The 12,133-nt window shown below is 72.1% G+C and carries 12 protein-coding genes; 5 read left to right on the top strand and 7 right to left on the bottom strand.

Annotation, left to right across the window (positions count from 1 at the left end):
• Positions 1 to 49: 49 nt before the first annotated feature.
• Positions 50 to 937, top strand: a complete 888-nt coding sequence (locus B9S58_RS23570; RefSeq protein WP_103534065.1) for an SIS domain-containing protein — start codon at positions 50 to 52, stop codon at positions 935 to 937.
• Between the two features lie 14 nt (positions 938 to 951).
• Positions 952 to 1,599 carry a DedA family protein gene (locus B9S58_RS23565; protein WP_103534064.1) on the top strand — a complete coding sequence of 216 codons (648 nt, stop codon included), beginning with the start codon at positions 952 to 954 and terminating at the stop codon, positions 1,597 to 1,599.
• A 165-nt stretch (positions 1,600 to 1,764) separates the two neighbouring features.
• Here B9S58_RS23565 and B9S58_RS23560 read toward each other — a convergent pair whose 3' ends face one another.
• The 4 genes from B9S58_RS23560 to B9S58_RS23545 form a co-directional block, all read right to left on the bottom strand.
• Positions 1,765 to 2,319: a hypothetical protein gene (locus tag B9S58_RS23560; protein WP_103534063.1), complete on the bottom strand. Its 555-nt coding sequence runs from the start codon at positions 2,317 to 2,319 to the stop codon at positions 1,765 to 1,767.
• A 310-nt stretch (positions 2,320 to 2,629) separates the two neighbouring features.
• Complete coding sequence (locus tag B9S58_RS23555; RefSeq protein WP_103534062.1) at positions 2,630 to 3,727, bottom strand: iron chelate uptake ABC transporter family permease subunit; 1,098 nt, start codon at positions 3,725 to 3,727, stop codon at positions 2,630 to 2,632.
• Positions 3,724 to 4,761: an iron ABC transporter permease gene (locus B9S58_RS23550; protein ID WP_103534061.1), complete on the bottom strand. Its 1,038-nt coding sequence runs from the start codon at positions 4,759 to 4,761 to the stop codon at positions 3,724 to 3,726. The genes B9S58_RS23555 and B9S58_RS23550 overlap by 4 nt, the downstream gene beginning before the upstream one ends.
• A 49-nt stretch (positions 4,762 to 4,810) precedes the next feature.
• Positions 4,811 to 5,860 (bottom strand): iron-siderophore ABC transporter substrate-binding protein, encoded by a 1,050-nt coding sequence (locus tag B9S58_RS23545; RefSeq protein ID WP_103534060.1) that lies wholly within the window; start codon positions 5,858 to 5,860, stop codon positions 4,811 to 4,813.
• 544 nt (positions 5,861 to 6,404) lie between these two features.
• Between B9S58_RS23545 and B9S58_RS23540 the strand changes: the two genes are divergently transcribed.
• The gene (locus B9S58_RS23540) at positions 6,405 to 7,031 is read left to right on the top strand and encodes a MarR family winged helix-turn-helix transcriptional regulator (RefSeq protein WP_258044923.1); all 627 of its coding nucleotides are present in this window, start codon (positions 6,405 to 6,407) and stop codon (positions 7,029 to 7,031) included.
• 92 nt (positions 7,032 to 7,123) lie between these two features.
• Here B9S58_RS23540 and B9S58_RS23535 read toward each other — a convergent pair whose 3' ends face one another.
• Both B9S58_RS23535 and B9S58_RS23525 read right to left on the bottom strand, forming a co-directional pair.
• A complete protein-coding gene (locus B9S58_RS23535) occupies positions 7,124 to 8,095 on the bottom strand; it encodes a hypothetical protein (RefSeq protein WP_103534059.1) in 972 nt (323 codons plus the stop codon).
• 418 nt (positions 8,096 to 8,513) lie between these two features.
• The gene (locus B9S58_RS23525; RefSeq protein ID WP_103534058.1) at positions 8,514 to 9,338 is read right to left on the bottom strand and encodes a helix-turn-helix transcriptional regulator; all 825 of its coding nucleotides are present in this window, start codon (positions 9,336 to 9,338) and stop codon (positions 8,514 to 8,516) included.
• A gap of 94 nt (positions 9,339 to 9,432) precedes the next feature.
• Here B9S58_RS23525 and B9S58_RS23520 point away from each other — a divergent pair, with 94 nt between their 5' ends.
• A complete protein-coding gene (locus B9S58_RS23520; protein WP_103534057.1) occupies positions 9,433 to 9,867 on the top strand; it encodes a hypothetical protein in 435 nt (144 codons plus the stop codon).
• A gap of 25 nt (positions 9,868 to 9,892) precedes the next feature.
• Here the strand turns inward: B9S58_RS23520 and B9S58_RS23515 are convergent, their stop codons facing one another.
• The gene (locus B9S58_RS23515; protein WP_103534103.1) at positions 9,893 to 11,236 is read right to left on the bottom strand and encodes a PLP-dependent aminotransferase family protein; all 1,344 of its coding nucleotides are present in this window, start codon (positions 11,234 to 11,236) and stop codon (positions 9,893 to 9,895) included.
• A 218-nt stretch (positions 11,237 to 11,454) separates the two neighbouring features.
• Here B9S58_RS23515 and B9S58_RS23510 point away from each other — a divergent pair, with 218 nt between their 5' ends.
• Positions 11,455 to 12,102 (top strand): LysE family translocator, encoded by a 648-nt coding sequence (locus tag B9S58_RS23510; RefSeq protein ID WP_103534056.1) that lies wholly within the window; start codon positions 11,455 to 11,457, stop codon positions 12,100 to 12,102.
• Positions 12,103 to 12,133: the final 31 nt, after the last annotated feature.

Genomic DNA, 12,133 nt, shown 5'->3' with positions numbered 1-12,133 from the left:
CTTCATCGGCCCCGTCCCCCGGTCCACCTCGTTCCCGTGGAGTGCAGACGTGTCGTATGCCGAGACCGAGACAGCCAGTCAGCCCGAATGCTGGCGGCGTGCCGCCGCTCTGGCCGACGGCCCCGAGGCCGCCGTCCTGCCCGCCGCGGGCGAGCGGATCGCAGTCGTCGGCTGCGGTACCTCCTTCTACATGGCGCAGGCCTACGCCGGGCTCCGCGAGGGTTCCGGCCAGGGCGAGTCGGACGCCTTCGCCGCCTCCGAGTTCCCCTTCGGCCGCGGCTACGACCGGGTCGTCGCGCTGACCCGGTCGGGGACCACGACCGAGGTGCTGGAGCTGCTGGACCGGCTGCGCGGCACCGCGCGCACCGTGGCCGTCACGGCGGATCCGAAGACCCCGGTCAGGGCCGCGGCCGATGATCTCGTCGTCCTGGACTTCGCCGACGAACGGTCCGTCGTCCAGACGCGCTTCGCCACGACCGCCCTCACCCTGCTGCGGGCCCACCTCGGTCTGCACGCCGAGGACGTGGTCACGGACGCGGAGACCGCGCTCGCCGAGCCGTTGCCCGATGGGCTGCTGCGGAGCACCCAGTTCTCCTTCCTCGGGCGGGGGTGGACGGTCGGTCTGGCCCACGAGGCGGCGCTCAAGATGAAGGAGGCGTCGCTGTCCTGGACGGAGTCCTACCCCGCGATGGAGTACCGCCACGGGCCCATCAGCATCTCCACCGTGTCCACCGCGACCTGGATGTTCGGCGAGGCCCCCGAGGGCCTGCCGGAGCAGGTGCGCGCGACGGGCGCCCAGTGGGTGGACGGCGCCCTCGACCCGCTGGCCGACCTCGTACGCGTACAGCGCCTCGCCCTCGCCCGTGCTGCCGCACGGGGGCTCGACCCGGATCTGCCGCGCCACCTGAGTCGTTCGGTGGTCCTCGACGGGGCCTGAGGGATCATGGATACATGCACCTGACCCTGTCAGCCGCCTCGGAGCCGCAGGGGGGCATCGCCGGCTGGGCCGCCGGGCTGGTCGAGTCGTTCGGCGGTCCCGGCGCGGGGGCGGCCATCGCGCTGGAGAACGTGTTCCCGCCGCTGCCCAGCGAGGTCATCCTGCCGTTGACCGGGTTCGCCGCCTCTCAGGGCGCGCTCAGCATCGCATCGGCACTGTTCTGGACGACGCTCGGCTCGGTCGTCGGGGCGGCGGTCCTGTACGGGGCCGGAGCCGTGTTCGGCCGGGAGCGGTTGCACGCCTGGTGGGCGAAGCTGCCGCTGGTGAAGGCCTCCGACCTGGTGCGGACGGAGCAGTGGTTCGCCCGGCACGGCACCACGGCGGTCCTGCTGGGCCGCATGGTGCCGGTGTTCCGGAGCCTGATCTCGGTGCCCGCGGGCGTGGAGCGCATGCCGCTGCCGGTGTTCGTCGCTCTGACGACGGCGGGCAGCCTGGGGTGGAACACCGTGCTGGTGATGGCCGGATACTGGCTCGGCGACCAGTGGGACGTGGTCGGGGTGTACGTCGGCGTCGTGTCCAAGGTCGTGCTGGCGCTGGCCGCCGCCGCCGTGGCCGGCTACGTCGTGATGCGCGTCCGGGGCCGCAACCGCGAGCGGCCCTGACGGCAGGGCACGAAGCAGCACGGCACTGCGCACCCCGGCGCGACGCGGCAGCGCATCGCTCAGCACCGCACGGCACAGCACCGTGCGGCCCGGCCGGAACCGCCGTCCGACCCCGGCCCGGTCGACGAGACACCCCGCGGCCGGGGGTGCCTCACGGCCGACCGCTCAGGCCTCCTCGAAGTAGGCGTCCAGGACGGTGTCCAGCTCGGCCGGCCAGCCCTTGAGCTGTCCGCGGCTCTCCGCCTCGACCTCGGCGTTGAACCAACGGCGGGTCGACAGGTGGACGGTCACCGTGAACCTGCGGCCGAAGCGGGCCGGGGTGGTCTCCACGGCGCCGATCTCGTCCCAGCCGAACTCGGCCTCCTGGTCGTCCAGCCGGAACCGGAGGCCTTCCCGGGCGGCCCGGATCGAACCGCGCCGGTCGCTGACCTCGAATACGGGTCCCTCCTCGACATCATCGCCCTCGGCCTCGTTCTCCGCTTCGGCATCGCCCGCCGCCGATTCCGGATCCTTGTCGGCGTCGGCCTCCGCTGTCGCCTCCTCGGGCTCGTCGCCGCGTTCCTGCTCCGACTCCGGAGCAGCGTCCTTTGGACCGGACTCCGATTCCGGTTCGGGCTTCCGGGTCGCGACGGGCGCCGCCAGTCCGGGCAGGGGGATGAACGCCGGGTCGGTGCCTGCGGCGAACTCGGGCTTCTTGGTCGAATCTATGCTCTGCTCCACGGCGGGCAGTATGGTCGACGAACCTGTACGTGACCAGTCGTCACCGCCCCGGCACCGCCGTCGGCCCCCGCCCAGCAGGCGAACTCCCCTCCCCGGAACGGCCGAAACCCTGCCCAGCAGCGCGAAAAAGCAGTAGCGGGCCCACCTCCCCGAACAGCCCAGTCCATGATGGGGCCGCGCCGAGGTCCACCAGGAGGAGGCGCATGCCCAGCCGCACTCTGTCGGCATGTCGACAACCGGGACCCGCTGCTGCGCGCCGCGATCGAGCTGTTCGAGGTGCTACGGGCCGCCGCCGGGGCCTGCCGCCGCCTCAGAGCACGCCCTTGCGCCACTCCCGTACCAGCAGATAGCCGAGGTACGCACCGCCGATGGCCATGGTGTAGATCCCGACCGGCAGGTCGTCGAAGAGCGCCAGCTGCTGCGAGCAGAGGTCCGCGAGCACCAGCAGCAGACCACCGGTGAGGGCGGAGAGCAGCAGATGCGGACCGGAGCCGCGGGTGAGGCGCCTGGCGATCTGGGGTGCGGTCAGGGCGATGAAGGCGATGGGTCCCGAGACACTGACCGCGGCGGCCGAGAGGGCGACGGCCAGGAGCACGGCGAGGGTCTTGGCCTTCTTCGGCTCGGAGCCGAGCCCCTCGGCGATGTCGTCGCCCATCTCGCCGATGTCGAGCCGCCGGGAGATCAGCGCGGTCAGCGGGGCGGCGGCGAGCAGGACCAGCCAGACGGTGGTGGCGTCGGTCCAGGAGCGGGCCGTCAGGCTCCCGTTGACGTAGGCGGTGAGCACGGAGGCTTTGTCTCGCTCCAGGGCGTACACGACGTACTGGGTGACGGCCGCACCCATCGCGGCGACCCCGATCCCGGCGACGACGAGCCGGGCGGGGTTGCGGAAGCCGGTGCCGGTGGAGAGGTACACGACGGCCATCGCCACCACCGCGCCGATGAGCGCGCCGACGGGGACGGGGACCGTGTCGGGGAACATCAGGGCGCAGATCGCGGCGCCCGCGCCGGCTCCGGCGGAGAGCCCGATGACGTCCGGGCTGCCGAGCGGGTTACGAGTGACGGACTGGAACAGCGCGCCGGAGAGGCCGAGCGCCGCGCCGACCCCGATGGCGACGGTGAGGCGGGGGCCGCGCAGCCGGTTGAAGACGAAGCGGTCCTTGCCCTCGGCATCGCCGAGCAGCGCGGCGGGGAGGTCGGCGAGGTCGACGCCGAGGCGTCCCCAGGTCAGCGTCGTGACGGCGGCCGCGAGGAGGAGGACGAGGAGCCCGGCGCCCGCGAGCACGGAGGCCCGGCGCATGGGTATCGCCACGGTGCGGCCGACGACCAGATAGCCCCGGGGGGCCTTGCGGACGGGGGCGGTCCGGTCGGTGCCGGTTCGGTCGGTGCCGGTTCGGTCGGTGACGGTCATGAGGTGCCCCGCATCCTGCGGACGGCGATGAGCAGCGCGGGTGCGCCGATGAAGGCGGTGACGACGCCGACCATGAGTTCGGTGGGGCGCATGACGACCCGGCCCACCACGTCCGCGAGGAGCAGGAGAGTGGGGCCCATCAGGGCGGAGAAGAGGATCTGGGCACGGAAGTCGACGCCGACCAGGGCCCGCACGACGTGCGGGACGGCGAGGCCGACGAAGGCGATCGGGCCGACGGCGGCCGTAGCGGCGGCGCTGAGCAGCGTGGCGGCGAGCAGCCCGCCGCCCCGGGTGCGCCCGGGGTGCGAGCCGAGGGCGACGGCGGTCGCGTCACCCAGGGCCAGGGCGTTGAGGCCGGGGCCGAGCGCGAGGGCGAGCAGGAGACCGACGGCGGCGAAGGGCAGGACGGACCAGAACACGTCGAAGTCCCGGCCGCCGAGCGCTCCGACGACCCAGTAGCGGTAGCTGTCGAACACCTGCGGTTTGCTGAGGGTCACCGCCTGGATGAACGCCATCAGTACGGCGGTGAGCACGGCTCCGGCGAGCACCAGACGCACCACGCTCGTCCCCGTACCGGCGGAGCCGATGACATGGACGAGGACGCCGGCGACCAGCGCTCCGGGCAGCGCCCACCACATGGTGTCCGTGGCGCCGGAGGCCCCGAGCCAGGCGGTCGCGGCGACGATGCTCGCGGAGGCGCCGGCGTTGATGCCGAGGAGGCCCGGTTCGGCCAGCGGGTTGCGCGAGACACCCTGCATGAGGGTGCCCGCGACCGCGAGGCAGAGGCCGGCGAGGACGCCGAGGACGGTCCGGGGGTAGCGGCTCTCGACGATGATGGTGATGTTCGGGTCGGCGTTGCCCCCGAGGACGTCGACGACATCACCGAACGAGGTGCTGCGGCTGCCGAACATGACGCTCGCGCAGAGCGCGAGAGCCAGCCCTGCCAGGGCGAGGAGCAGGAGGAACGCCAGCCGAGCGGCACCGGTACGGGAGGTACCGGCGCCGCTCGGCGGTGCGACCGTGGTGGGTGCCATGAGAGTGGAGTGTGCCTTGTGGCCTCGGTGACGCGGGAGCCGGGCGGGTTTACTTACCGGCGGTCTTGACGGCCTGGTCGATGATCGGCAGGTAGCGCTCGATCGTCCACGGCACGGTCAGCGGGTTGATGATCGAGGAGGCGGTGACGAAGGAGTTGTCGTCGCTCGCGACGACGGCGCCCTTCTTGATCGCGGGGATCGCGCCGTACAGCTTCTGGCCCTCGATCTCCTCGCGGTTCTTCTCGTCCGTGTAGAACGTGAAGATCAGGTCACTGTCCTTGAGCTTCTCGGCGTTCTCCAGGCCGATGAGGGCCGAGTCGGTGCCGGGGGTCTCCTTGAAGCCGTTGACGACCGGGTCGACCTTCAGGCCGAGCGAGGAGACCATCTTGACCCGCTGCTCCTCGGGCTTGAAGACGCCGAGGGTGCCGGGGCCGGAGTTGTAGATGTACGAGAAGGTGACGTCCTTGTAGTTCGGCCGGGTGGCCGCGGCATCGGCGAGCTGCTTCTCGATCTTCGTCTTGAGGGCGCCGGTGTCCTTCGTCCGGCCGAGCGCCTTGCCGATGATGTCGATCTGCTGGTCCCAGTCGGTGCTCCACGCCTGGTCCGGGTAGGCGACCGTGGGGGCGATGTCCTTGAGGACGTCGTACTGCTTCTGCGTGATGCCCGACCAGGGGGCCAGGATGACGTCCGGCTCCAGCTCGGTGATCGCCTCGAAGTCGATCTCCTCGCCGCCGGTGAACTGCTTGGGCAGCTTGTCGCCGGACTTCTTGACGGCCTCGTTGATCCACGGCAGGTAGCCGGACTTGTCGCTGCCCCAGGGGTAGCTCTCGATGCCGACCGGGGTCTGGCCGAGGGCTATCGCGGTCTCGGCGGAACCCTGGCCGAGGGTGACGATGCGCTCGGGCTCCTCCTCGATCTTCGCGGTGCCGAGCGAGCTCTTGATCGAGACGGGGAAGGTGCCGTCGCTCTTCGCCGAGTCCTTGGCCCCGCCCTCGTCGCTGTCGCCGTCCGAGGAGCAGCCGACCAGGGCGACGGCGAGGGCGACGGTGGTGGCCGTGGCGGCGAGGGTGTGGCGGCGCACGCGGGTGAAGCCGAGCATGGAGGGTCCTCAGGTTTGGCCGAGCAGGTGAAAGTTAGGTAAGCCTAAGCCAGAGGGGTGGGCGCCTCCGACACCCCCCCTCCCGCACCACCGGGTACCGGTGTCGCGCCCTGGGACCGGCACCCCGATGGAGACCGCCGCCGGACGCACATGGAGCAGGAATTCAACACCATCGCGCGGCAGTCAATCCGATCTCAGATGATCTGCATACAGATGATGATTGCGTGCGATCGACCCTCATGCCTCACGTCGACGCATCGTCACGGGGGCGGCATGCGATCCGTGTACTGGCCCCCGGAACACCGCCGTTGCTCTTCGTCGGCATGACGGCAAGCTCCAGGAGCGACCCGGCCTCGCCGTGCGGCGGCCCGGCGGCCCGGCGGCCGACGGCGGGTCGTGTCTCCGGTCCGGCCCTTCCCGATGCGGTTCTGATCGAGGACGGCCCCACCGCCGCGGCGGCCGAGGCCGTCGGCGGAGCCCTCCGCCCGTACGGCGAGACGTGCACCGCCCGTGTGCTGATCGTTATGAACCAGCCGCACCCATCGTGCCCTCGACCGTCTCCGACTCCGCGTCCGGCAGCCGGGCCGGGCCGGGCCGACAGAGCGAGAACGCTCCGGGACCGGACAGTCCTGGAACACCGGATGGTCCGCCGCCCTGGACCGCAGGTGGAGCAGCCACGACCACCGCCCAGCCTCCCGCCCCGCCTCGCCCGGCCGCGAGCCGGAGGCCGGCGAACGCGAACGGCCACTTCTCCGAGCCGGCGCGGGAACGCCCCGGCATCGCGATGTGCCGGGCGACGGCCCTGGTGGCCCGCACGCTCGACGAAGTGCTGTCCGGGCACCGCCTGACCGTGACCCAGCGCCTCGCGCTGAAGATGCTGAACGATGTGGGGCCCTGTTCCCAGCAGGAGTTGAGCGCGCAGTTGCACATCGACCGCAGAGTGATGGTCGGCTGTATCGACGGCCTTGAGGACTGCGGTCTCGTACGGCGTGAGCGCCACCCCCGAAACCGCCGGGCCCATGCGGTGATGCCGACCCCGGAGGCGGGACCGGCGTCGGCGGCGACGGAGGGTGGGGTGCCGCGGCCGCTGGACCGGGCCTTCGGCGCGCTCACGGCCGCCGAGCGGCGGACCCTGACGCGGCTCGTGGGCGAGATCCTCGGCATGGGCTGAAGCCCACACGGGTCCGGTCGACGAGCGTCCGGATTCGGTCGACGAGCGGCTCGGCGACGACCGGCCGGCCGCCGGAGAGCGCGGCGGCCGGTTCAGTGCCCGTGACCGGCGGATTCCCCCTCCTCCGGCACGGACTTCTGGGGTGCCGATTCCCCGGCGTGCACGGTGAAGGCGGCCGTACGGACCTTCCCCTCGTGCCGGAAGTCGAGGAAGAGGCGGTAGGCCCCCTTGCTCGGAGCCGTCGCGGTGAAGGAGACCTCAGGGCCCGGCTTCGTCCGTCCGTCGCCCGGTTCGCCGTTCGGGTGGACGTGGAGGTACGCCAGGTCCCCGGCGCGCAGCGCGACGAGGTGGCCGTACTCGCCCAGGTAGGGCTGAAGGTCGGTGACCGGCCTGCCGTCCTTCTCGACCTCCAGCTCAAGCTCACTGCCCGCCCCGGGACGCAGCGCCCCGTCGAGTGTCACCTCGTACCCGTCGACGGTCACGGTCCGCTCCTCGCGCGGCAGCGGCTCGGGGCTCGCGTCGCCCGAAACGGCGAGGTCCGCGCCCAGGGTGAGGCCCTCGGCGTTCCTCACGTCCGGGGTGAAGTCGGCGAAGACCCGGTAGCCGCCGGCCTCGGGAAGCTCGACGGGGGTGGACCAGGTGCCGTCGGCGGCCCGCACGGGGTGCAGGTGCCGGTAGGTGGTGAGGTCGCTCGACGCCACGATCAGGTGCAGTTCCTTGCCGTGGTCGGTGCGGAACGCGGTCACGTTGCGGGAGGTGCCTTCGTCCACGACGGCGAACCGCAGCTCGGCGGGCTCGCCCGCCTCGACGCGCGGGGTTCTGAGGTCGAGCGCGTAGCCCCCCTCGGAGACCTGCAGACCACCGGGAAGCCCCGGACTCTCCCCCGCACTCGTCTCCGCCGCCTCCTTCTCCGCTGCCGGATGGTCCTTCGCGCCGTGACCGTCCTGCTGGGACGCGTCCTTCGCGGCGACGGCGGGGTCCAGAGTGCCGCCCACCGCGTACGCCGACCCGAAGGTCGCCGCAAGCCCTACGGCGAAGGCCGAGATCTTGAGACCGGTATGCATGACCCACTCCCTCATCAAGGTCGCTGGGTCGCGACCACACCCCAAAGATACCCCCCAGGGGTATGAAGTCAACCTGAGGGCGATCTTGCGGAGAGGGGCGGGGAGGGGTCGGGGACGAAGAGAACGAAGCCCACCGGTTCGGCCGAAGCGAAGGGAAGCGGGGGCTTCATGGGGGCATTCGTCGCACTGCCGGCAGGAACGGGCGGGGCGGCCGTGTGGCGTGCGGTGATGCTGGTCCTGCGCGGGCGTCGCGGGTCCACCGAGAACGCGGACGGATCGCTGATCGAGCAGGAGGCCCGCCTGCGGGCCCAGCGGATGCGGAGCGAAGGCCGGGACTGGCGGGCCCACCCTCACGGAAGGCGGGGCTCCGGCTCAGGGCCGCACCGCTCATGGCCCTCGTCGGCTCAGGACAGCTCCGTCACCGGCCCTCGCCATCCTCGCCGCCCAGCGCCGCAAGGGTGCGCAGCAGGGTCTCCGTCCGCTCGTCCATCGGGAAGAACGACTCCACCGCGAGCTCCGAGAGGGTCACGTCGGCGGGTGCCCCGAAGGTGGCGATCGTGCTGAAGAACGCCATGTCGCCGAGCAGCGTGCGGATGCGCAACGGGACGACGATGCCCGTCGGGTCCACCGGGCCGGGGTCGGTGTCGAGGTCCGGCGGGGCCGGGTAGGCGGACACCTCCTCGTACAGCTCCCGCAGGTCGCGATGGCCGGTGGTGTCGACCTGGTGCCACAGCCGGCCGAGGGCGTGGGCGCGGACCTGGGCGAAGTTCAGGCACCGGGAGGCGAGGCCCTCCGGGTGGAGGATCAGCCGCATCACATTGCCGCCCGACTCCGTCAGGTGCGAAGGCACGGTGCCCAGCAGGAGGGACATCGCGCCGTTGCGGTCGACGATGTTCCAGATCCGGTCGATCGCGGCGGCGGGGTACGGCTCGTGACCGGCCAGCATCGCCCCGACCGCGGAACGGACCATGGTCATCCGCTCGCTGTCGAACGGCGACTCCCGGTACGCGGGGGCGTAACCAGCCGCCAGCAGAAGGCCGTTGCGGTCCCTCAGCGGGACATCGAGGTGCTCGGCGAGCCGCAGTACCATCTCCCGGCTCGGCCGGGCGCGACCCGTCTCCACGCAGGATAGGTGCCGGGTCGAGGAGTCCGCCCTCAGCGCCAGGTCGAGCTGGCTGAGCTTGCGACGGCGGCGCCACGCACGGAGCAACAGGCTCACGCTGGGCGGCTCTTGGGTCTCCATGACCTCACCGTACCCATGACCTGGGAGGTCATGGAGTCCGGCCCCTTCCGCGTGGCACGGTGTCATCGAACCCGCCGGCCGAAGGAGATCCGAGATGACGTACACCCTCGCCCCGTCCGCAGCGATGGCCCCCGCACGGGACGCCGCCCGGTTTCTCCGGCTGGTGCTGCGCGTCGACAGCGTCAGCACCGCCGTGATGGGCGTCGTGCTGGTCGCGGCCGCCGTGCCGCTCGGCTCCGCGACCGGGATGCCGGTGGCCTTCGCCGTGGCGTTCGGGATCTTCCAGATCGGCGGGGCGGCCTGCCTCGCCCTGGTCGCGGGCTACCCGGTGATCCCGCCCGCCCTGGCCAGGACCGCCGTCGCGGTGAACGCCCTGTGCGCGGTCGGGTGTGTGGTGGCGGCCTTGGCCGGCTTCGTGCCGCTGAACGACTTCGGGGTGGTGTTCCTGCTGGTCGGCGCGCTGATCGTGACGGTCCACACCGCGCTCCAGTACACGGGTCTGCGGCGGATGACCGCGGCGACGGGCTGACGGGGCGCCGCCGGGGAGCACGGACTCAGTCCCCGGCCAGCTCGTCCGGTGTGGACCGGGCGAGGTCGGCGAGGGTCGCGAGGGCCCGGGAGAGAACCTCCCGGGTGGGGGACGCCAGGCCCAGGCGTACCGCGTGCGGTCCCCGGTGGCGGCCCACGGAGAACGCGGCCGCCGGGGTCACCGCGATGCCGTGCCGTGCGGCGGCAGCGACGAAGGTGTCGGCCCGCCAGGGGCCGGGCAGCTCCCACCAGCGATAGCACGAGAAGGGGTCGCTGCGCGTGCGGAAGTCGCCGAGGTGTCGGTGGGCGATCTCCTGCCGCGCCCCGACCTCCCGCTGTTTGGCCCGTACGAGGGTGTCTACGGCGCCGTCCGCCTGCCACTGCACCATCGCCTCCAGGGGGAACCGCATGGGCGTCCATCCACCGGAGCGCAGGGCCCCCGCGACCCGGCCCGCCAGCGCGGCGGGGGCCACGGCGAACCCGAGGGACAGCCCCGGGGACAAGCGTTTGGAAAGGCTGTCGACGAGGACGGTCCGCTCGGCGGCCCGCGAGGCGAGCGGTGGCAGGTCGTCCCGGAGGAAGGCCCAGACGGCGTCCTCGATCGCGTGGATCCCCGAGGTCAGCAGCACGTCGGCCAGGTGGTCGAGCCGTCGCGCGGGCATCGTGAGGGACAGCGGGTTGTGAAGGACCGGCTGGACGTAGACGGCGTGCAGCGGATCGGCGCGGTGCGCTTCCTCCACCGCCTCCGGGATCAGCCCGTCCTCGTCCATCGCCAGGGGCACGAGGGTGACGCCCAGCCGGGCGACGATGGCCTTCAGCACCGGGTAGGTGAACTCCTCGACGCCCAGCCGGGCGCCCGGCCGGGTCAGTGCGGCGACGGCGGCGGAGATGGCCTGCCGGCCGTTCCCGGCGAACAGGATCCGTTCCGGCACGGGCCGCCCGCCGCCCCGTGCCAGGACCGCGGCGGCGGCCTCCCGGGCGGCGGGGGTGCCGGCGGGCCCGACCGGGCGGAGCACCGACTCCAGGTGGTCGGAGCGCACCAGCTTCTCCAGGCCGGCGGCGAGCAGCCCGGCCTGTTCGGGGACGACGGGGTGGTTGAGCTCCAGGTCGACCCGGCTGTCGGTCGGCTCGGACAGGGCGGGTGCGGGGGCGGGGGCGCCGGGCGCGTCCGTGACGAAGGTGCCGCGTCCGACCTGGCCGACGGTGAGACCGCGGCGGGCGAGCTCCTGGTAGACGCGGACGGCGGTGGAGTTGGCGATGGCGTACCGCCGGGCGAACTCCCGCTGCGGAGGCAGGCGTTCACCCGCCCTGAGCCGGCCGGCCGCGATCTCCGCCGCCACGACGTCGGCGACGGACCGGAAGTCCTTCACGGGCTTCACCTCCCTGGTGAGCGACATCCGAGCACAACATTGAACCGAGTGCAATGCCCCCTATTGAACCGAGCAGGAACGCGAACCTAAGCTCACATTGCACTGAGCCGCGCGGCCGGAGCGTACGGCGCCGGGCCCTCCGGCGGAACAGGACCGGAAACAGGAACCGGACATGAGCCGGGACACCAGCCGGGGCATGAAGAGAGCGGCGGACAAACATGGTTGAACTGAGCGAGGTGCTGGGCGTCGCGTTGATCGCCCTCGGCATGGTGCTCACCCCGGGCCCGAACATGATCTATCTCGTCTCCCGGAGCATTACCCAGGGACGTCGGGCGGGAGTGGTCTCCCTCGGCGGCGTGGCCGTGGGCCTTCTGGTCTATCTGCTGGCCACGAACCTTGGCCTGTCGGTGGTCTTCCTCGCAGTGCCCGAGCTGTACGTGGCGGTGAAACTGGCCGGCGCCGCCTACCTGGGCTACCTGGCCTGGACCGCCCTGCGGCCCGGGGGCGTCTCCGTCTTCGCCCCCAAGGAGCTGCCGAACGACTCGCCGCGCACGCTGTTCACGATGGGCCTGATGACGAATCTGCTCAACCCGAAGATCGCCATCATGTATCTCTCCCTCATCCCGCAGTTCATCAGCCTGGAGGCGGGAAACGTCCTCCTGCAGGGCTTCCTACTGGGCTCCGTCCAGATCGCGGTGGCCCTCACCGTCAACCTCGGCATCGTCCTGGCGGCGGGAGCCATCGCCGTCTTTCTCGCCCGCCGCCCCTCCTGGCTCCGCGCCCAGCGCTACCTGATGGGCACCGCGCTGGGCCTGCTGGCCGTCTCGGTGGCCGTGGACTCCTCGGCGCCGGCGACGTCGGGCTGAGCCACCGGGGCGGGAGAGGAGGGGGTAGGGG

This window comes from Streptomyces sp. SM11, from assembly GCF_002910905.1.
In the GTDB taxonomy this organism is placed as follows: domain Bacteria; phylum Actinomycetota; class Actinomycetes; order Streptomycetales; family Streptomycetaceae; genus Streptomyces.
The sequence above is the reverse complement of the archived record's forward strand: the minus strand, read 5'-3'. Positions and strand labels throughout refer to the sequence as shown.